Origin of the sequence: Streptomyces sp. NBC_01485 (assembly GCF_036227125.1) — a bacterium.
Classification (GTDB): Bacteria; Actinomycetota; Actinomycetes; order Streptomycetales; family Streptomycetaceae; genus Streptomyces.
In genome coordinates this window covers 5,231,142-5,250,132 of record NZ_CP109435.1, presented here as the reverse complement: position 1 = coordinate 5,250,132, position 18,991 = coordinate 5,231,142, and the positions used below count along the sequence as shown (strand labels likewise).

Genomic DNA, 18,991 nt, shown 5'->3' with positions numbered 1-18,991 from the left:
CGGCACGAGGGGCGAGCATGGCAGAGCGTGGAGGACAGGCTGCTGCCTTCGGGTTTCAGTACCAGTATCTGGTCACGTTGGAGGAGCTACTGACTGCTGCCGAAGGACGCCGCCCTGGCGTACACGCAGCAGTTATCGAGCCAACTGATGCCAGCGGAGAGGGAGTGAACGACCCGGACGCCATCGACTTCGATCTGGTGAGTGGCGGCCTGTCCCCCGTGCTGGCAGCGCAAGTGAAATCGGGAGGGCCCGGCACCGAGTTGTCCGCTCCGGCTGCTTTCGCTGTGCTGGTACGGATGATCAAAGCTAGGCCGAGCGCCAAGACGTACAGCTTGATCACCAATATGAGACTGCACGCCAAGGCCGTTCAATTGAACCAGGTGCTACACCTCACCGATCCCGAAGAGATCCAGCAGGAGCTGACCGCGCTCCTGAAACAGAGCTCGAAACAGGGAAAAAACGCCAAGGGCCTCAACCACGACGAGCTGGTGGGCTTGAGCCGCGCGCGTATCGTGCCGGATGCCCGCGAGCCTCATGAACTGCGCGAGCATCTGAGGGAGCGCATCAGAAAATTCCGTTCACAGCAGCGCGGCGGCCTCGGACTCCGCTCGGCAGGGCGCATGACCAATCACTTGGTCTCGGAGATCTTCCGCAGAGCCTGTGGCGAGTTCGATGGAGTACTGACCCTGACGGACTTCCGTTCCGAGTTGCTGACAGAGGCCACTCACCTCGCCCATGACCTCGGCAGCTTCGACTGGGGCATCATGGTGGGGCCCGTCCCGTCACCACCGGATGTTCCCAGGCCCGACCTGCTGGCGCAGATTCACCGGGCACTCACAGGATCACCCGAGGACCGGGTGGTGCGGGCCTGTGCCTTGCTGGGACTGTCCGGTATCGGAAAGACCAGTGCCGCTGCCGCGTATGCCCATGACGTCGCGGACTCCTACGACCACATCCTCTGGATCGATGCGGAGAGTGACGCCAGCCTGGCCGCCTCCTATCGTCTCTTGCACGACTGGCTCGCACCGGAGCATGAGCAGGCCCCGATGGACTCTGCGGTCGTACGACACCGGGTGCACGCGCTCCTAAGTGCGTTCCCAGGCCGCTGGCTCATGGTCGTCGACAATGCCTCGGACCGTCGCCGTGTTCTTCCGTGGCTGCCAACTCGTGGACGCGGACATCTGATCATTACGTCCACCAATCAGAGCAGTTGGGCCACCCATCCCCGACGGATCACCGTTACGCACCTCACCACCGACCAGGCTGTGTCACTGATACGCCTGCGTCTCTCCGAAGACGGCTTCATCTGGGACAAGGCAAGTGAACAGGCAGCCGTCGAACTAGCGCAGAATCTGGAGTACTGGCCCCTAGCCATCGAGCTGGCCTGTGGCTACCTGGCCAGCTGCGGGCTCGGCCTTGCAGAGGTGCCGCGTTATCTGGAACTCATCCGCGATCGCGCGTTGGACGATGAGCACTCCGTCCCGCCTGGGTATCCGCGCACGCTCGTCGCGGCCATCCGGGTAGCCCTGCAACGAATCGGCCACGCCGCTACAGGCGTTCGACAGCAGGACATATCGAGCGCGGCACTCGCGTCGATCAGCACCGCCTCGTATATGGCCTCACGCCAGATTCCGCTCCAGCTGCTGGTCGCCGCAGCCGTGGTGCCCAAGGAGTCCGTCATGCGCAGTGGTCTGAAGGGGCCACTGATCATGGTGGAATCGTCCCAGAATTCGCTTAGCGTCCTGGAGATCCACCGCGCCCTGCGGACCGAGTCCCTCGTGCAGCGAGGCGAGCTACTCAGCACGGGCGCTCCTTGTAGGCAGGACAGGCCAGAGCATCCTGATGAACTCGACGAGACGATCAGCGTCAACGAGATCGTGCAGCACATCGTTCGAGGAACCATGGAAGGTTCCGGCGACGTGGAGCCGATCCTGAGCCGCGCAGCGTTTCACACCCAGAACTGGCTCGCGGAGTTCATCGACGACGAGGACGAGCACCGCATGCATCAGCTGGTTTCTCACGCGCAAAGCCTCGCCGGCCATGCCCTGCGGCTCGGGATCAGGTCCGACGATCTCGCCGTCCTGTACGGCAACCTCGGCGGCGCATACTTCCGCACCGGAAGTTTGGAAGCAGCGCGGGCCTGCTTCGAATCAGAGCTCAACGTCATCAGGGCTCGCACTGCCCCAGCACCCGTCCTTGAACTCAAGACGCAGTTTCCGCTCGTTGCCGTGATGCGAGAGCAAGGAGCACCGTTGGACGATCTGCTCCCGCATCTGAAGCGCATCCACCAGCTCGCTCTGCAGCTCACCGACTCCCGTCCCGCTGATGCAGCCAACGCGGTCGCCAACGCCCTGACCACACTCCGTGCAGCAACACATCGCGAGGTTCCAGGTGAAGCGGTGATCCGTCTCATCGCCGACCTGCAAACACTTGGCGCACGGCTGCCGGACACTACGATCTCCAAGATCCTTGCTGAAATCGGGGATATCACACAGGCATTGAGCGACAGAAGCATCGATGACGCCGAAATTGAGAGGCGGTGTCGAGCAATGCTGGACGACGCGCAACTACCTATGGTGCAGCGGATCAACGTCACTGGCCTCTTGGCGGAGGCCCTCGCGTTCCAGGGTCTCTGGTCCGAGACAGCCGTCGAACTCGCAACGCTCGACCGCTACGCGACCACGTCGAAGCTGAACCCTCAGTCAATTGCAACCGCAGTGCACAACGTCGGCCTGCAGTCCGGTATAGCCCTCGTCCAGAACGAGACCGACGCCCTCCCCGTGCTGCGCAGGCTGGTGGAGATCATCACTCATGTGGACGAGAAGCATCTGGTCAGAGAGGTTGACCGGCCCTTGAAGTTGCTGGTTCTCCGTATCCTGGATGCTGTCCATCGCGACGACCGTACTGAGGCCAAGGCTCTCGTGGCAGCGCTCGAAGAGGCGGACAAGTCTGTACTCGATCCACCGCACGAAATCGGATGGCGGCTACTCACGTCCCTCGTGACCACCATGGCCGCTACGATCCTCCCGGACTGAGTCGGCGGAGGTGAAGGCGCCTTCCTTGAAGCAACGAGGAACACCAGGAGAGGGCTGGGAGCCATCTGGGAGCCGACCCGTTCCTCGAGCCCCTTCCACACCACCCGAGACCGTCCCACCCCCACACCCTGACCAGGCAAAACACCAAACTACCCGGTGTCAATCCCGCCCGAACCTCATTCGGGACGAAGAGGTCGTGGGTTCAAATCCCGCCACCCCGACAGCTAGACAGCAACCCCAGAGGGCCCTTACCGGGTAGGTAAGGGCCCTCTGGGGTTGCTGCGTGTCTAACTGCGTGACTATCGATTCCTGAGTGCTTGCTGCGTGCCTACGGCTGCTGTGGCACGCCTCCAAAGATGCCGTCCATGACCACGGCACCGGTCTGGATCACGGGCCGGATCTGCTTCCGGTAGACCTCCTCGGTGACGGCCGTACCGGAGTGCCCCACAAGCCGGGAGATCTCTTCCAGCGGGACGCCCCGGTCGGAGAGCAGGGACACGAAGCTGTGCCCGAGCTCCCGAGGCGTCCACTCGTCGGCGTCGATCCCGTCGACGTCCTTGAGCGCCTGGCGGAAGGCGCGGCGGACGTTGGCTGCGTCAAGGAGCTTGCCCACCGCCGAGGAGAAGACGAGACCGTGTTCCTCCCATCGGCGGCGAGCCGATCCCAGCCCTGATCTTCGAATTGCCGCCTTGTCAGACGCGCGTGCTTCAGGGCAACTTCGTCCGAGGCGACTTGAGCAGGCACTCGACGTCGATCCGGTGGTCCTCTCACCTCCTGCGGCGGCCCGCAGGCGCGCGCGGGCGTCCGCCGCTGTACGCCAGCGTCCCCGACGCCATGCCTCGAAGGTCAACGCTGGCGGCGAATCGTATTTCTGCTCAGGAGATTGAAAGGACAATTCGCTTGCCTCATAAAGTGTGGAGCGCGACGCGAATTACATTAATTACGAAACGCTCTCCTTAGCGACCCTTACAGCAGGGTCACTCATTTGCCGCGCATCTAGAGGAGGGTGATCGGCGTTAGCGGGATATGACGAAAGAAAGGTCCCAGGGCCTGCCTCAACGCAACGTGAGGACGGACAATCAACCTGCGGTCCGCGATCTGGTAGTGGGGAAATACACTTTCCCGCCCGGAGTGGCGTACTCGACGCTTGCGGTGCAGGGCACGGTGATCGGGGACGGCGCGCGGGTCGAACGTCAGGTTACCGAGCCGCTACTTCGCGAGTTCCTCGCGCTACTGGAGGCGATCCAGGAGGAACTCAATTCGCGGTGGAACGGCCCGGAATACTCCAACCGTCACGTGGACCGCACCCGACGGACACCTTCCTGTGAATCATGAATATGCGGATCCGATCTTTGAGCGGCGTGCATGGTATTCCGACGCATACGCCTACGGGTCGGACACTGGTTGGAACGGGGAAACTGTCGACAGTGTGCACGCCGGGGCCCTAACCCCACCCGCCACGGGCTGGGACCCGGTCGAGGAACTTGCCTATCTCATGCAGGAGGCTGTTCCGGCGGAACAGGCGGCCAGGGTGCCGCCACCTCGCGGCGAGCCCTCGGCCGGCGGCGACTTCACCGACCCGTTGGAGAACCTGGCGCAGATCACGGCTCAACTGCCGCCCACTCGGCGCTCTTCTGTCGGGCATCGGAAGATGCGAGTTCGGAAAGTCCGACTCAAATGGTTGCAAACCGGCAGCTTCGTCATCGTCGCACTGGTCGCTGTCATCGTTGCGATGGTCAGCGTCTTCGGCGGGATGGTGGCCTACAGGCCACTGCAGAACATCACGTCCGGCACAGGAGGTGGAATGGTCCCGTCGTGGCCTCTCCTCGTGTACGGCCCCTGGATGGTGGCCTCTCTCTCCATCCTCCGGACTGCTCTGCATCAGCGCCGAGCCGTGCACTCATGGTTCATCGTTCTACTCTTCTCCTCCGTCGCGATAATGCTGTGCGTAGCACAGGCGGACAAGACATTCACCGGTATCGCGGGGGCTTCCCTGCCCGCTCTCGCGTCCCTCGCATGCTTCCAGCAACTCGTTCGGCAAATCACACTGACCCTGCCACCGCGACAAGGCACGCGCCGCCACCGCCAGTAGCGGCCGAGTCCGGCCGGGGGCTGTGCCGGGCGGGGGAGCGGAGCCCAGCCGCCTTGAATCAGTGGAGAAAGACGGCCGGGGGTTTTCCGGGACGGGCGCGGACACCCGGCTGAGTCATCGTCCAGATTTGACGGCAGTTCTGACGGCAACGACGGCACGCAGATGCGCATGATGGCCAACCTGGACAATCGCCCTCAGAGGTCATCCGTCTCTTCCTTGGTACTCCAGCTGTAGATGGTGATCTTCAGGCTTGAGCGGCTTGTCTCCGCAACCTCCCCGTGGACGCGCGGGACGAGGACGCGGAGTCTCCGTCGCCTCGGTACTGGGTCAGCTCGACCGCGTACACGTCGGTCTGCCGCATCTGCCGGTTCAGGAACTCGACAATCGCCCTCAGCTCCAGCGGGATCCGGTCCGCGACGAACAGCAGCCGCATCTGCCCGGCGGCCAGCCGATCGCCGTCCAGAACTCCTCCGGGGAGCGGTCGCCGAGCAGTTCACCCTGGCCGGTACTCGGCCCACGTCCTGGGCGTCTCGGAGACCCTGACTGCGGTCAGCTCCGGAAACCGATCGGTCCAGAGGTCGAAGATCCATACGGCCAGATTCTCCGCCGAAGGCGAGATACCCCCCCACCTCGCCACGGCTCGTCAGGGCGCATCGGGCAACGTCGGCACGGAGCCGGCGGCCCCAGGCTGATGCCTCAGGGTGACGCCGATCCGACAGCGGGAAGCTCCGTCTCAAGGGACCTTGGGACCACGGCTCATGGCCGGGCATTACTCAGGGAGTCCCCCGCGACCACGCCCACGCCCTCGCCCTTCCCGCACATGCGCAGATCGCTGTTCGACGAGGCACCACTACGATCGCCGGTCATGGACTGGCTGGAGCGCACCGCAAAGCTGAGGCAGTGGAGCAGAAGCGGGAGCCGCGCTCCGCACAAGCCGCTGCTGTTCCTGTACGCCCTCGGCCGGTTCCAGCACGATGCCGATGGCGACCTGCGGTACAGCGCGGTGGAGGACGACCTCGGCCGGCTGCTGGCCGAGTACGGACCGCCCAACAGAACGACGCCCGCCTACCCGTTCCACCATCTGGTGAGCGACGGCGTGTGGGAGGTGCGCACCGACCACGGACAGGGCAGTCCCGGCAGTGGCGTGCGGGAGCTGCGGGCAGCCGGAGCCGCAGGGCGGCTGGCGCCGGAACTACGGGCGGCGCTGCGGCGCGAGCCGTCGCTGCTCGGCCGGATGGCACGGGTCCTGCTCGACCTGAACTTCCCGCCCTCACTCCACGGCGAGCTGTGCGAAGCGGTCGGCCTGGAACTGCAGCCGGTGAAGACCGAACAGCTCTCGGTCGTGCGGAGGCAGCGGGATCCGCGGCTGCGGGAGCAGGTTCTGACGGCCTACGAGTACCGGTGCGCCTTCTGCGGCTACGACGGCAGGATCGGCGCGGTGCCGGTCGGTCTGGAGGCCGCGCATGTGCGCTGGTGGGCGTTCGACGGCCCCGACGACGTCGACAACGGACTGTGCCTGTGCTCGCTACACCACAAGCTCTTCGACAAGGGCGTCCTCGGCATAGGCGACGGCCACCGCATCCTGGTCTCGACGCGCTTCGTCGGCCACAGCCCCGCCGCCCGCGAGTACGTCATAGCGCTCGCCGGTCGCCCGCTCATCGGACCTCAACCGGGTGCCCGCCCCGTCGCGGCGATCCACCGCTCCTGGCACACCGGCCAGGTCTTCCACGGCAGCCCACGCCCCGCCACAGCCGCCTGATCGCCGAGCGTCGATCGCGCGACCACTGGTAAGGAGTGCAATACCGGGAGTATGGTCTCTTGTATGGCGACGAAGAAGGTAACCGTGACGATTCCCGAGGATCTCCTGGACGAGATCCGCGCGGATGCGGCCGAGCGGGGCCTGTCGGCGTACGTCGCCGAGGCGCTGCGATTGAAGCGCGACCGGGACCGGCTCCGGGAACTGGCCGACTGGCTGCAGGAAGAACACGGCCCCGTCACTGAGGACGAGCACGCGGCAGCGCTCGACGAGCTGGAGGAACTCGACGCCGAACACGAGCGGCGCCGCACCACCGGAAAGCACAACGCCGGAGAGGCCGCGTGAAGAAGCGAGCCGGTGAGCACCGACAGCGGCCGCTCCGTGTCTTCGTACTGGACTGTGAAGCCCTGTCCCTCGCGGTACGCGGCGATCGGAAGATGATCGCCTGGCTCGACCTCGCGGCGCGGGGGGAGGCCGAGGTGGTGACGTCGCCGATGACCCTGGTCGAGGCGTACGACGGCAGAACGACCGAACAGCGCTGGGACTGGGTACTGTCCAGGCTCCAGGTCGCCGACATCGGGAAGGACGAGGCCCGCCGGGCACGCCGGCTCCTGGCCGACGCGAAGTTGCACGGCCACGAATACGCGATCGACGCAGTGCTCGCCGTCATTGCGCGACAGCAGAAGGGGCAGGTCACCGTCTTCACCTCGGACGTCGACGACCTGGAGAAGCTGGTGCCGGACACGATCGTCGTCAAAAAGGTGTGACCCGACAGCGCCCCACTTGGCCGCCGCCCGCGCGACCTGGCCCCGTGTCTCCGACTCGGCCGACAGCGCCCTGGCCGCCGTGCACCAGACGATGGACGCCTTCGTCGAGGGCTACGAACGCGCCCAACGCCGCCGTACGCCAGGAAGAGGCCGCCCGCCGGGAGTTCATCGACGACCTCCCCTACGGCCGCAGTGACCTCGGTCGCCTCGCCGAACGCGGGTCTTCGGACTTGGGCGGTGCGGCTCTCTGCCCGGGGCCTGCCCGGGGCCTGCCCGGGGGGGGTCCGCACAGGGAATGTGACACTTCGGTGCGGGAGTGTCACATTCCCGCACCTCACCTACCGGGGACCCGGCGTGCCCGCGCACCGCTCAACTTCGAAGACCCCCGAACGCTTCGGCCTGTGCCTCTCCCACGCCCACGCGGTCGCCGTCGCCGAGAGCCCGGCCGCATACGAGGAAGGCGGGCCCGGTCCCCCGGCGCCTGTTCCTGGGCGTGCGGGTCCTGACGTACCGCCTCGGACGCATCCGCGAGCTCACCGGCGCCGATCCCGCACACCGCTGCATGCTCCGGACCGCGGTCATCGGCACCCCGCTGCTGGGCCGGCCGGCCAAGGAACTCTGAGGTCGAAGGGTGTAGGAGGGCCGCGTGATGGGCTCCCCGGGGACGCCGGTCAGCGGTAGTCCGGGTTGGGGGCGTCGAGGTGGCAGCCCGCGTCCCACTTCGAGCGTTGGTTGCCGTGGGCGGGGATGCCGCCGGAGTGTTTGAGGAGGGACGCGAGGTGCATGAGGTTCCAGGTCATGAAGGCGGTGTTGCGGTTGGTGAAGTCGTTCTCCGGGCCGCCGGAGCCCGGGTCGAGGTAGGACGGGCCGGGGCCGGCGGGGCCGATCCAGCCGGCGTCGGCCTGGGGCGGGACGGTGTAGCCGAGGTGCTGGAGGCTGTAGAGGATGTTCATGGCGCAGTGCTTGACGCCGTCCTCGTTGCCGGTGATGAGGCAGCCGCCGACGCGGCCGTAATAGGCGTACTGGCCCTGTGGGTTGAGCAGGCCGGAGCAGCCGTAGAGCCTCTCGACGACCTTCTTCGTCACCGAGCTGTTGTCGCCCAGCCAGATCGGTCCGGCCAGGACCAGGATGTCGGCGGCCATCACCTTCTCCTGGAGCGCGGGCCAGGCGTCCGTGGCGAAGCCGTGCTCGGTCATGTCCGGGTAGACGCCGGTTGCGATGTCGTGGTCGACGGCACGGATCTCGTCCGTGGTCACCCCCGCCCCGTCCATGATCGCGCGGCTCTTGTCCACCAGGCCCTGGGTGTGGCTGAGCTGCGGGGACGGTTTGAGGGTGCAGTTGACGTAGAGCGCGGTGAGGTCTTCGAAGCGGTACGGGTCGTCGGAGGTGGGCGACGCTGCCATGACGGGCTCCCTTGTTGAAGGCATAGGGAGCGTCTCGCGGAGGATCCGCTTCGTCCCGGTCCGACGCGCCTTCCCCTTCTTACGGAGTGATGACATGCCGGGCGGGTCACCGGGCGGGGCGGGGTCGCGGACCTAGCGTGGGCGTATGCGTGTACTGGTCACCGGCGGTGCCGGGTTTGTGGGGTCTCATGTTGTCGACGCGCTCCGGGCGCGTGGGCATGAGGGGGTCGTGTTCGACGTGCGGGAGGATGCCGGCGCTGATGTGCGCGATGCCGGTGCCGTCGGCCGGGCGCTCGTCGGGGTCGACGCCGTCTGTCATCAGGCGGCGATGGTGGGGCTTGGCGACGGGGTCGCCGATGCGGCGGAGTACGTCTCCCGCAATTGCTTGGGGACGGCGGTCCTGCTTGCGGGCATGGCCGAGGCCGGGGTGCGGCGTCTCGTGCTGGCCGGGTCGATGGTCGTGTACGGGGAGGGGCGGTACGAGTGTCCGCGGCATGGGGTGGTGCGGCCGGGGCCGCGGGACGTCGGGGACCTGGACGCGGGGCGCTTCGAGCCGTTGTGTCCGGTGTGCGGGGCGGACCTCCGGGCCGGGCTGGTCGGCGAGGACGCGCCGGCCGATCCGCGCAACGTGTACGCCACGACCAAGCTCGCGCAGGAACATCTGGCCGCGGCCTGGGCCCGGTCGACGGGCGGGTCGGCGGTGTCGTTGCGCTACCACAACGTGTACGGGCCCCGGATGCCCCGCGACACCCCTTACGCCGGTGTGGCTTCGTTCTTCCGGTCCGCGCTGGCCCGGGGCGAGGCCCCGCGCGTCTTCGAGGACGGGCGGCAGCGGCGGGACTTCGTGCATGTGCGGGACGTGGCCGCCGCCAACGTGACCGCTCTGGAGGCGGGGATGCCGGGCGGGGTGCTGACGGCGTACAACACCGGCAGCGGTGAGCCGCACACCGTCGGGGAGATGGCGCGGGCGCTGGCCGACGCGTGTGGCGGGCCCGAGCCCGTCGTCACCGGCGAGTACCGGCTGGGCGACGTCCGGCACATCACGGCGGACTCGGACCGGCTGCGGGCGGAGCTGGGGTGGCGGGCGGAGGTCGGCTTCGAGGAGGGGGTGCGGGAGTTCGCGCTGACCGGGATGCGTAGGGCGTAGGAACGTGGGGGATGGGGGGTGGTGTCGCGCGCGTTCATGAGGCCGCCGTAGGCAGCACCACCTCGAAGCGGCAGCCGCCGGGGATGTTGCGCACGGTGGCCCGGCCCTGGTGCGCCTCGACGATCCCGCGCACGATGGCGAGGCCGAGGCCCGCGCCGGCCGGGGGCGTACGGGCGTGGGTGCCGCGCCAGCCGGTGTCGAAGACGCGCGGGAGGTCCTCCTCGGGGATGCCTCCGCAGCCGTCCGTCACCGACACCGTCACGCCCTCCGGCGAGCGCTCGGCGGCGACCGCCACCGTGCCGTCGGCAGGGGTCCGGCGGATCGCGTTGACCAGGAGGTTTCCGAGGACCCTGCTCATCTCCTTGCCGTCGACCTCCACCGGGACCGGCTCCACCCGGTCGCCGACCAGCCGTACGCCGTGCTCGCGGGCGAGCGGGTCCGCGCCGGCGAGGGCGTCGCCGATCAGGTCGTAGAGCGAGATGCGGGAAGGGGTGAGGGGGAGGGTGCCGGCGTGGATGCGGGAGAGTTCGAAGAGGTCGCCGACCATGGCGTCGAGGCGTTCGACCTCGGTGCGGATCTGCCTCAGGTAGCGGTCGGGGTCAGTGGCGACCCCGTCCTCCAGGGCCTCGGACATGGCGCGCAGACCGGCCAGCGGGGTGCGCAGGTCGTGCGAGATCCAGGCGACCAGTTCGCGCCGTGAGGTCTCCAACGCGCGTTCGCGGTCCCGGGATTCGGCGAGTCTGGCGCTGGTGGCCGCCAACTCGCGGCCGAGTTCCTCCAGTTCGGCCGGTGCCGGGCCGTCGGGTGCGGTGAAGCCGCCGTCGTCGCCGAACGAGCGGGCCGCGACCGCGAGTTCGCGGCTGCTGGCGACGACTCGGCGTCCCAGCAGCAGTGCGGTGGCCAGGGAGGCGGCCGCCGCCATCGCCACGACCGTGGTGACCACGGTCAGGTCGTGCGGCGAGAGGAACATCGCCCACGCGACGGCGAGGGTTCCCGCGAGCATGGCGACGACCCCGACGGCGGCGACCACGGCGAGCGAGGTGGTGAGCGAACGGCGCCGCAGGAGACGGAGCGCACCCGCTCCGGCGAGACCGGTGACGCCGGCTCCGGCGGCGGCGTACAGGGCGATGAGGAGGGTGTCCCGCATGATCACTCCCCCTCGGGGTCAGGAACGGGGTCGGAGTCGTGGTCAGGAACGGGGTCGGACTCGTGGTCAGGGCCCGGGTCGAAGCGGTAGCCCACACCCCACACCGTCTGGATCAGCCGGGGCCGGGCCGGGTCGTCCTCGACCTTGCCGCGCAGGCGGCGCACGTGCACCGTGACGGTGGACAGGTCGCCGAAGTCCCAGCCCCACACCTCGCGCATCAGGTCCTCGCGGGCGAACGCCCGCCCCGGGTGCCGCAGGAAGAAGGCGAGGAGGTCGAACTCGCGCAGGGTGAGGGCGAGTTCGGCGCCGTCGCGGGTGGCGCGGCGGGCCGCGAAGTCGACGGCCAGACCACCGGCGCGCAGACCACCGGCGCTCAGACCACCGGCGCGCGGACCGTCGGCGGTCAGTACGCGGATGCCGGTCGGCGGCCGGGTGCGGCGCAGGACCGACTCCACCCGCAGGACCAGTTCGCGGGGGCTGAACGGCTTGGTGACGTAGTCGTCGGCGCCGACCTCCAGGCCGAGGATGCGGTCGTCCTCGTCGCCGCGCGCGGTGAGCATGATGACCGGCACCTGCCGCTGCCCGCGCATCCGGCGGCACACCTCCAGGCCGTCCATGCCGGGCAGCATCAGGTCCAGCACCACCAGGTCGGGCCAGTGCGCGGCGGCCCGGGTCAGGGCCGTCGGGCCGTCGTCCGCCCGGTCGACGACGTATCCGGCCCGGCCCAGGTAGCCGGCGACGACCTCCGCGACCGTGGGGTCGTCGTCGACCACCAGGACCCGGGCGGACCCCGTCGACGAGGACGGGGACGGGGACGGGGACGCGTAGGGCTGCTGCATGGCTCCAGCCTCGCACCGCGCCCTCTTCCCGCGCCCCGTCCGCGGGCTCCCCGGGCCTTGACGTCCGCGTTTCGTAAGGAGCCGAAGACCGTTATGCCCCATTCGTGTTCGTAGGGTGAGACCGTGACCACGGACGTAGAGGTAACGGACCTAGATGTAGATGTCGTGCTCCCCTGTCTGAACGAGGCCGAGGCGCTCCCCTGGGTCCTGGCCCGCATCCCGGCCGGCTGGCGGGCCCTCGTCGTCGACAACGGCTCGACCGACGGCTCGGCGGAGATCGCGCGCGGGCTCGGGGCGAGCGTCGTCCACGAGCCCCGGCGGGGTTTCGGCGCCGCCTGTCATGCCGGGCTGAGCGCCGCCACCGCCGACGTCGTGTGCTTCTGCGACTGCGACGCCTCTCTCGACCCGGCGCTGCTCGTGCCGTTCGTGCGGGAGGTTCGGGAGGGCGCCGCCGACCTGGTGCTGGGCCGCAGACGGCCACGCGGCCGGGGCGCGTGGCCGGCGCACGCCCGGGCCGGCAACCTCGCACTCGCCCAGCTGCTGCGCCGCCGCACCGGCCTGCGCCTGCACGACCTCGGCCCGCTGCGGGCCGCCCGGCGTGAACCGCTGCTCGCCCTCGGCCTCACCGACCGGCGCAGCGGCTACCCGCTGGAGATGGTGGTGCGCGCCGCCGACGCGGGCTGGCGGATCACCGAGCACGACGTCCCCTACCTGCCCCGTTCCGGCGAATCCAAGGTGACGGGCACCTGGCGCGGCACCTGGCAGGCGGTACGGGACATGAGCCGCGTCCTGGGCGAGACCCCGGCGCGCGAAGGGGCGGCACGGTGACCACCCTGCTCGTCATCGCCAAGGAGCCGCTGCCGGGGCGCGTGAAGACCCGGCTCACCCCGCCGTTCAGCCCGCGGGAGGCGGCGGCGCTCGCGGAGGCGTCGCTGGCCGACACCCTGCGGGTCGTGGCGGCCACGCCCGCCGACCGCCGCGTTCTCGTGCTGGACGGCGTCCCCGGCCCGTGGCTGCCGCCCGGCTTCGACGTCGTACCGCAGTGCGCGGGCGGTCTCGACGAACGGCTCGCGGACGCCTTCGCCCGGTGCGACGGGCCCGCCCTCCTCATCGGCATGGACACGCCGCAGGTGACACCGGAGCTGCTCGCCGGGGACTTCGCCGGCTGCGACGCGTACTTCGGGCCGGCCGAGGACGGCGGGTTCTGGGCCCTCGGGCTGGCCGAGCCCGATCCCGCGCTGCTGCGGGGGGTGCCCATGTCGACGCCGGTCACCGGAGCGCTGCAGCGCGCGCGGCTGGTCCGCGCGGGGCTGCGGGTACGCGACCTGCCGTGCCTGCGCGACGTCGACACCGCCGCCGACGCACGGGCCGTCGCCGCGCTGGCCCCGCACAGCCGGTTCGCCGACCGGCTGGCCCGGTGTACGGCGACGGCAGCGGCGGAAGCTGCTGCTGCGACGACGGCGACGGCCCGTGCGTCGGCGAGCCGATGAGCACCGCCTACGAGCTCACCACCGGGACCGCATCCGTCTACGACCTCACCACCGGGACCACTTCTGCCGGGACCGCTTCCGCCGAGGGCGTCGCCGTCGACTGGGCGGCCGCCGATCCGTACGCCGCCGCTCTGCGCGCCGGCCGGGGCCCGCTGTTCCTGCGCCGCTCCGACGGCTGGCTGCTGCCGCTGGACGTGGAGCGCTGGTGCGCCCGCGCCGATGCGGCCGACCTGGCGGTCCTGGACGGTTGCGAGGGAGCCGTGCTCGACGTGGGCTGCGGGCCCGGCAGGCTGGTGGCCGAACTCGCCGCCCGGGGCCGGCCCGTCCTGGGCGTCGACGTCAGCCGGGCGGCGGTCAACCGCACCCGGGAGTCGGGCGGGCAGGCACTGCTGCGGTCCGTGTTCGATCCGCTGCCCGGCGAAGGGCGCTGGGCGACGGTCCTGCTCATGGACGGCAACGTCGGCATCGGCGGCGATCCGCGCGCCCTGCTGGACCGGGTGGGCGCGCTGCTCGCGCCGGGCGGCCTGCTGATCGCGGAGACCGCGCCGGTGGACGTCGACGAGCGTGCCGAGGTGCAGGTCGTCGACGTCGTCCACAGCTGTGGATCCGGGGGCGTCTTCCCCTGGGCGCGGCTCGGCACCCCGGCCCTGCTGCGGTACGCGGGCACGGCGAGGTGGAGCGCCGTACGTCAGTGGACAGCGGGCGACCGCCGCTTCCTCGCCCTGCGCAGTCGCAGCGTCAGCAGCGCGAGCAGCAGTGCCGAGCCCGCGAAGAGTACGGCGGTGATGAGCAGCCAGCGGGCGAGGAAGCCGTCCGGCGAGAGTCCGGTGGCGGACCGGTAACGCCGGTCCACCATCCCGCTGATCAGCGGGAACCACACGAGCAGCAGCAGGCCCGAGAGGGCGGCCGGTACGCGCGCGTACATCGCCCACTCCCGGTGACCGGCCGCTCCGAGCCCTCGTACGACCGCCCGGTCGGCCGTCGCGTACAGGGGCAGCAGGACGAGGTCGTGCAGCAGCGCGGCGCCCACCAGCCACAGCGCGACGCCGAACCAGTCGTCGGCGAGGAGGCGCACGCCGGCGTAGGCGGCGAGGGCGAACGAGGCGGCGAGGAGGAGGAGTTGGAAGGGGCTGCCGACAGGGATCCGCAGTCGTGGTCGCGGACGTGGTCGCGGTCGCGGTCGCATCACAGGGCTCCGAACGTCATCCGGGCCACCCACTTGGTGTTCAGCACACCGGGCGCGGCGGGAACGATCACGCGCGCCGGGTAGCCGTGATCCGGGGACAGGGCCTCGCCGTTGACGTACAGGGCGAGCAGGGAACGTGGGTCGGCGACCTGGTTGGCGCGCAGGGCGGCGTGGCGGAACGCGCCGTGAAGCTGGAGGGACTCGACGAACACGTCCGGCGGGTCGTCCTCGTGGCCGACGAGCGCGGCGAGGTCCCGCAGGCGTACGCCCCGCCACCACTGGTCGGACGTCGACCAGCCCTCGACGCAGGCGATGGGCAACGCCGAACTGTGCAGGGGCAGTTGCCCCAGCTCGGCGCGGCTGAGGCGGACCGTGCCCGTGCGTCCCGTGACGACGAGTCGCCAGGCGTCCTCGCTCGTCCGAGCCGGGTCGATCCTGGCGTAGGCCGCCGTCTTGTTGATCTGGAAGCCGTTCGGGCCGGTGCCGGGGTCGGCTCCGCCGTGCGGTGCGAGGAGGGCGGTGCGCCGCAGGCTGTCGAAGCCCTGCCCGACCGTCGTGGCGAAGAGCAGCAGCGAGCCGCCCCCGACGAACCACAGGGCGCCGCGCCGGGAGACGGTCGGGGCGTCCGGGGACGGAGAGATCAGGTCGTCCGGGTCCGGGGAGACCAGGTCGTCCGGGTCGTTCGTCTGCTCGTCGCGCGGTCGGCGCACGTTCCGTACCGCCGCCGGGGTCTTCAGGACGGCGTGGGCGACGAACGCGGCGAAGAACACCCAGGCGCCGTAGAAGTGCAGGGGGTAGAAGGAGCCGGGGAAGACGTAGTCGAGCTGGATGTTGAGGACGCCGGTCACGAACTCGAACAACCCGCCGCCGACCAGCAGGAGCAGCGAGATCCGCTCCAGGGCGTGGGCGAGCGAGCGGGCCGGCGGCAGGGCGAACAGCTTCGGCACCACCGACCACAGCTTGGCCAGCAGTACGGGGATCAGGGTGACGCCGAGGGTGACGTGGACGCCCTGGGTGAGCCGGTACAGCCAGTGCGGGTTCGTCGGCCAGGCGAAGAGGTAGAAGCCGAGGACGCCCTTGTCGGGGGTCTGGTCGTTCACCGGCGACAGGTCGGGGTTGTAGGCGGCGTACGACACCAGGCCCGTCACGAACAGCGCGGTGATGCCGACGAGCAGGACGAGGCCGAGCACGGCGGTGAAGCGTGGGCCGCGCAGGGGGCTGCGCCAGAAACCGGGCGAGGTGGGGAGCGCGGGGGCGGGCATGTCCCGACGGTAGGCCGGGGCACCCCCGGGAAAGGGTGCGCGACCCATGACGAAACGCTGACGTCCGGCCCGGACGGCGGTCCGCGGCCCCTCGCCCGGCCTAGCGTGCCGCTGTGACCCGCACCCCGCTTTCCACCGAGCCGCGCGCCCCGCACGCCGACGGCATCACCCGCGACCCCCACCCCAACTCCCGCCCCGCCCTCCGCCGCGACCTGTGCGCGGCCGGAGCCGCCGCCGTGCTCGTGACGGCGGCCGTGCTGGTCGGCCGGCACATCGAGCACGCCCACCACACCCTGCGCGTCGACTGGCCCCCGCTGCTCGGCAGCTGGGGCCCCCACGTGGGCCCGGGTACGCCGGCCGCCGTCCTGCTGGCCGCCGCGACCGTGGCGTACGGCCCCGCCCTGGCCGCCCGCCTGTCCTGGCGCGCCCTGCTCGCGACGGCGTGGGGCGCGTCCACCGCCTGGATCCTCTCCCTCGCCCTGATCGACGGCTGGCAGCAGGGCGTCGCCGGACGGCTCACCACCCACCACGAATACCTCCAGGTCATCGCCCGCTTCGCCGACATCCCCGGCGCCCTGCGGGACTTCACCCACCACATCCTTCTCGACTCCCCCGGCAACTGGCCCGCCCATGTCGCCGGTCACCCGCCGGCGGCCACCCTCACCTTCGTCCTGCTCGACCGGGTCGGGCTGCGGGGCGGCGGCTGGGCCGGAGTCTGGTGCGTGACCGTCGGGGCGACGGCGTGCGTGGCCGTGCTGGTCGCGGTGCGGGCACTGGCCGGGGAGCGGCTCGCGCGGCGGGCGGCGCCGTTCCTCGTGCTCGCCCCGGCGGCGGTGTGGATGGGGGTGTCGGCCGACGCGTACTTCGCGGCGGTCGCCGCGTGGGCGGTGGCGCTGCTGGCGCTCGCGGTCACCGGGCGGTGGGCGGGGTGGGCCGCCGTCTCGGGCCTCCTGTTCGGACTCACCTGTTACCTCTCCTACGGCCTCACGCTCTTCGCCCTCATCGGCGCGGCGGTGCTGTGGCTGGGCCGGCGCCACGTCCGGGAGCGGCCGGTTCTGCTCGTGCTCCTCCTCGCCGGGCTGGCCGTCGTGCCGACGGCGTTCACGCTCGCCGGGTTCGACTGGTGGGAGGCGTACCGGCTGCTCGTCACGCGCTACTACCAGGGTGCGGGCGGGGTGCGCCCGTACGGCTACTGGGTGTGGGCCAACCTCGCGTGCACGGTGCTGATCACGGGCCTGGCGACGGCGGCGGGGCTGCGGGGCGGCGCCGTGGCACTGATCCGCGCACGGGACGGCGTCCGCCTCGCCCTTCTCGTGGCCGCCGCCCTCCTCGCCCTCCTGGCCGCCGACCTGTCCGGGATGAGCAAGGCCGAGACGGAACGCATCTGGCTGCCCTTCGCGATGTGGCTGCTCCCGTCCTGCGCGTTCCTCACCCGCCCCCGCGCCTGGCTCGCCGCACAGGCGGTGCTCGCGCTGCTCCTCAACCATCTGCTGCGCACCGGGTGGTGACGGTGGGCAGGGGGCAGGGGGCTGAACTCCCTGTCAGTCAGTCGCTCATGGGTGAGCCCGTTTCTCGTGACAGGTCGTCGAGGAGGGTGTCCGTCACCGTTTCCTCCATGACGGCTCTTCCGTGTGCCGCCATGGCCGTGGTGAGGGTGGGGTCCCATGGGGCCTCGGTGAGGCGGCCCGGGGAGGGGCCCTGGGGGGTGTCGGTGAGGGCGGTGTCGGTGACGGCGGTGAGGTAGTCGTGGGTGGTCATGCGCCAGGGGACGGCGGGGGTTTTGTGCATGACGTGGGCTGCGATGCGTATGCCCTCGCCGTCGAAGTCGCCGTGGTAGTGGAGTGTCGCGCCCGCTGCGGCCAGGAGGTGGAGGAGGCGGACGGCGGCGCTGTTGGGCCAGCCCGAGGTGCAGACGAGGGGTGGGCAGTGGGGGCCGAAGCGGCGCAGGGCCAGGGCGAGGACGCTCGGGTTCTCCGTGATGTGGACGGCTCGGACGGGGAAGCCGAACTCGCCCGGTGATCTCACCTGGGCCAGGGTGAGGGACACGGCGTGGCCGGCGTCGGAGCAGATGCGGCCCAGGCGGCTCAGCGTGCCCTCGCCCGACGGGCGGAGTCCGGCGGCCAGGACCGTCGTGGACAGGTCGTCGTCGGCGACACCGGCCCGGGACCACAGCTCGCGCCGCGCGTGGGAACGGTCGGGCACGGGTGTGCCGTAGAGCGTGGACAGGGCCCGCAGGACGAGGGAGGACAGGCGGGTGCCGTCGTCGAGGGCGTGCGGGTCGCCGTGCCGTACGCGGGCGGCGAACACCGGCAGCGGCTCGCCCTCGGCGGGCAGCGCGGCGAGCACGGCGAGGGCGGCGGAGAGGAGGTCGCGGGTGCGGGTGACGGAGCCGTCCACCAGGCCCTGGGTTCGGCAGTACGTGGTCCAGTCCGTCAGCGCGGGCTCCGCCCGGACCGTGTCGTGGGACGCCAGCCAGGACCACAGCGCCGACCGTTCGGCGTCGCGTCGACGGCGTTCGGCGTCGCGGTCGCCGAGTGGGCCGATGACCTGGGTGACCAGGTCGCGTACGGTGCCGCCGCCGGCCTCGGCCACGGCGTCCTCCAGCCTGGTCAGGCGGACGGTCGGGCGCTGGTCCGGCAGGCGGTCCATGCCCAGGAGGTCGGCCAGGGCTTCCCGTTCGTCGTCGTCCAGCGGGCCCAGGCGCACCCCGCTGACGGGGCGGCCTGACGAGAGACGGTCGTGCACCGCCTGCCAGAGCGGGCGCAGGCGGGGCCCGGTGAGGTGTGGGGGGAGCAGAGGGGGGAGGCGAGGGGGGATCGGTGCGGCGCTCATGTCCTGGATATTCCGAATGTCCTAGCCATCTCCGC

17 protein-coding genes and 4 pseudogenes are annotated in these 18,991 nt (G+C 70.4%); 13 read left to right on the top strand and 8 right to left on the bottom strand.

Annotated elements, in window-relative coordinates:
- Positions 1-164: 164 nt before the first annotated feature.
- Positions 165-3,035: a hypothetical protein gene (locus tag OG352_RS23935; protein WP_329219661.1), complete on the top strand. Its 2,871-nt coding sequence runs from the start codon at positions 165-167 to the stop codon at positions 3,033-3,035.
- Between the two features lie 328 nt (positions 3,036-3,363).
- Here OG352_RS23935 and OG352_RS23930 read toward each other — a convergent pair.
- Positions 3,364-3,722 (bottom strand): annotated as a pseudogene (locus OG352_RS23930) (tyrosine-type recombinase/integrase); the annotation flags it as partial.
- A gap of 444 nt (positions 3,723-4,166) precedes the next feature.
- Here OG352_RS23930 and OG352_RS23925 point away from each other — a divergent pair.
- Positions 4,167-4,370, top strand: a complete 204-nt coding sequence (locus OG352_RS23925; protein WP_329219659.1) for a hypothetical protein — start codon at positions 4,167-4,169, stop codon at positions 4,368-4,370.
- Complete coding sequence (locus OG352_RS23920) at positions 4,360-5,127, top strand: DUF2637 domain-containing protein (RefSeq protein WP_329219658.1); 768 nt, start codon at positions 4,360-4,362, stop codon at positions 5,125-5,127. The genes OG352_RS23925 and OG352_RS23920 overlap by 11 nt, the downstream gene beginning before the upstream one ends.
- A gap of 493 nt (positions 5,128-5,620) precedes the next feature.
- On the opposite strand, the pseudogene OG352_RS23915 reads toward OG352_RS23920, so the two are convergent.
- Positions 5,621-5,743, bottom strand: a pseudogene (locus tag OG352_RS23915) (6-pyruvoyl trahydropterin synthase family protein); the annotation flags it as partial.
- A 249-nt stretch (positions 5,744-5,992) separates the two neighbouring features.
- Between OG352_RS23915 and OG352_RS23910 the strand changes: the two are divergent.
- The 5 genes and pseudogenes from OG352_RS23910 to OG352_RS23890 all read left to right on the top strand — a co-directional run bounded on the left by OG352_RS23910 (position 5,993) and on the right by OG352_RS23890 (position 8,272).
- Positions 5,993-6,886 (top strand): phosphorothioated DNA-binding restriction endonuclease, encoded by an 894-nt coding sequence (locus OG352_RS23910; RefSeq protein WP_329219656.1) that lies wholly within the window; start codon positions 5,993-5,995, stop codon positions 6,884-6,886.
- A gap of 63 nt (positions 6,887-6,949) precedes the next feature.
- Positions 6,950-7,228 (top strand): CopG family transcriptional regulator, encoded by a 279-nt coding sequence (locus OG352_RS23905; RefSeq protein WP_329219654.1) that lies wholly within the window; start codon positions 6,950-6,952, stop codon positions 7,226-7,228.
- On the top strand, positions 7,225-7,650 hold the full coding sequence (locus tag OG352_RS23900) for a PIN domain-containing protein (protein ID WP_329219653.1): 426 nt from the start codon (positions 7,225-7,227) through the stop codon (positions 7,648-7,650). The genes OG352_RS23905 and OG352_RS23900 overlap by 4 nt, the downstream gene beginning before the upstream one ends.
- A pseudogene (locus tag OG352_RS40055) lies at positions 7,553-7,874 on the top strand (hypothetical protein); the annotation flags it as partial. The gene OG352_RS23900 and the pseudogene OG352_RS40055, both read left to right, overlap by 98 nt.
- Before the next feature lie 269 nt (positions 7,875-8,143).
- The gene (locus OG352_RS23890; RefSeq protein WP_443072533.1) at positions 8,144-8,272 is read left to right on the top strand and encodes a hypothetical protein; all 129 of its coding nucleotides are present in this window, start codon (positions 8,144-8,146) and stop codon (positions 8,270-8,272) included.
- Between the two features lie 49 nt (positions 8,273-8,321).
- Here the strand turns inward: OG352_RS23890 and OG352_RS23885 are convergent, their stop codons facing one another.
- Entirely contained in the window at positions 8,322-9,053 is a 732-nt protein-coding gene (locus OG352_RS23885) for a flavodoxin family protein (protein WP_329219651.1), read from the bottom strand.
- A gap of 145 nt (positions 9,054-9,198) precedes the next feature.
- Between OG352_RS23885 and OG352_RS23880 the strand changes: the two genes are divergently transcribed.
- A complete protein-coding gene (locus OG352_RS23880; RefSeq protein ID WP_329219649.1) occupies positions 9,199-10,200 on the top strand; it encodes an NAD-dependent epimerase/dehydratase family protein in 1,002 nt (333 codons plus the stop codon).
- A gap of 34 nt (positions 10,201-10,234) precedes the next feature.
- On the opposite strand, the gene OG352_RS23875 is transcribed toward OG352_RS23880, so the two are convergent.
- Positions 10,235-11,347 carry a sensor histidine kinase gene (locus OG352_RS23875; protein ID WP_329219648.1) on the bottom strand — a complete coding sequence of 371 codons (1,113 nt, stop codon included), beginning with the start codon at positions 11,345-11,347 and terminating at the stop codon, positions 10,235-10,237.
- A gap of 2 nt (positions 11,348-11,349) precedes the next feature.
- Positions 11,350-12,186 carry a response regulator transcription factor gene (locus OG352_RS23870; RefSeq protein ID WP_329219647.1) on the bottom strand — a complete coding sequence of 279 codons (837 nt, stop codon included), beginning with the start codon at positions 12,184-12,186 and terminating at the stop codon, positions 11,350-11,352.
- Positions 12,187-12,309: 123 nt separating this feature from the next.
- Between OG352_RS23870 and OG352_RS23865 the strand changes: the two genes are divergently transcribed.
- The 3 genes and pseudogenes from OG352_RS23865 to OG352_RS23855 all read left to right on the top strand — a co-directional run.
- Positions 12,310-13,014 carry a glycosyltransferase family 2 protein gene (locus tag OG352_RS23865; protein ID WP_329219645.1) on the top strand — a complete coding sequence of 235 codons (705 nt, stop codon included), beginning with the start codon at positions 12,310-12,312 and terminating at the stop codon, positions 13,012-13,014.
- Positions 13,011-13,676: a TIGR04282 family arsenosugar biosynthesis glycosyltransferase gene (locus OG352_RS23860; protein WP_329219644.1), complete on the top strand. Its 666-nt coding sequence runs from the start codon at positions 13,011-13,013 to the stop codon at positions 13,674-13,676. The genes OG352_RS23865 and OG352_RS23860 overlap by 4 nt, the downstream gene beginning before the upstream one ends.
- A pseudogene (locus tag OG352_RS23855) lies at positions 13,673-14,182 on the top strand (methyltransferase domain-containing protein); the annotation flags it as partial. The gene OG352_RS23860 and the pseudogene OG352_RS23855, both read left to right, overlap by 4 nt.
- A 182-nt stretch (positions 14,183-14,364) precedes the next feature.
- Here the strand turns inward: OG352_RS23855 and OG352_RS23850 are convergent.
- Entirely contained in the window at positions 14,365-14,862 is a 498-nt protein-coding gene (locus tag OG352_RS23850) for a hypothetical protein (RefSeq protein WP_329219643.1), read from the bottom strand.
- Positions 14,862-16,172: a molybdopterin-dependent oxidoreductase gene (locus OG352_RS23845; RefSeq protein ID WP_443072323.1), complete on the bottom strand. Its 1,311-nt coding sequence runs from the start codon at positions 16,170-16,172 to the stop codon at positions 14,862-14,864. Before OG352_RS23845 ends, OG352_RS23850 begins: the two co-directional genes overlap by 1 nt.
- Before the next feature lie 116 nt (positions 16,173-16,288).
- Here OG352_RS23845 and OG352_RS23840 point away from each other — a divergent pair, with 116 nt between their 5' ends.
- Entirely contained in the window at positions 16,289-17,632 is a 1,344-nt protein-coding gene (locus OG352_RS23840; protein ID WP_329223938.1) for a hypothetical protein, read from the top strand.
- A 37-nt stretch (positions 17,633-17,669) separates the two neighbouring features.
- Here OG352_RS23840 and OG352_RS23835 read toward each other — a convergent pair whose 3' ends face one another.
- Positions 17,670-18,956 (bottom strand): TIGR02679 family protein, encoded by a 1,287-nt coding sequence (locus tag OG352_RS23835; RefSeq protein WP_329219639.1) that lies wholly within the window; start codon positions 18,954-18,956, stop codon positions 17,670-17,672.
- Positions 18,957-18,991 lie beyond the last annotated feature (35 nt).

What these genes read in the sequence shown, in the direction of transcription:
- OG352_RS23910 (WP_329219656.1), top strand. Translation starts at nt 5,993, where the DNA reads ATGGACTGGCTGGAGCGCACCGCAAAGCTGAGGCAGTGGAGCAGAAGC.
- OG352_RS23905 (WP_329219654.1), top strand. Translation starts at nt 6,950, where the DNA reads ATGGCGACGAAGAAGGTAACCGTGACGATTCCCGAGGATCTCCTGGAC.
- OG352_RS23885 (WP_329219651.1), bottom strand. Translation starts at nt 9,053, where the DNA reads ATGGCAGCGTCGCCCACCTCCGACGACCCGTACCGCTTCGAAGACCTC.
- OG352_RS23880 (WP_329219649.1), top strand. Translation starts at nt 9,199, where the DNA reads ATGCGTGTACTGGTCACCGGCGGTGCCGGGTTTGTGGGGTCTCATGTT.
- OG352_RS23875 (WP_329219648.1), bottom strand. Translation starts at nt 11,347, where the DNA reads ATGCGGGACACCCTCCTCATCGCCCTGTACGCCGCCGCCGGAGCCGGC.
- OG352_RS23870 (WP_329219647.1), bottom strand. Translation starts at nt 12,186, where the DNA reads ATGCAGCAGCCCTACGCGTCCCCGTCCCCGTCCCCGTCCTCGTCGACG.
- OG352_RS23850 (WP_329219643.1), bottom strand. Translation starts at nt 14,862, where the DNA reads ATGCGACCGCGACCGCGACCACGTCCGCGACCACGACTGCGGATCCCT.
- OG352_RS23845 (WP_443072323.1), bottom strand. Translation starts at nt 16,172, where the DNA reads ATGGGTCGCGCACCCTTTCCCGGGGGTGCCCCGGCCTACCGTCGGGAC.
- OG352_RS23835 (WP_329219639.1), bottom strand. Translation starts at nt 18,956, where the DNA reads ATGAGCGCCGCACCGATCCCCCCTCGCCTCCCCCCTCTGCTCCCCCCA.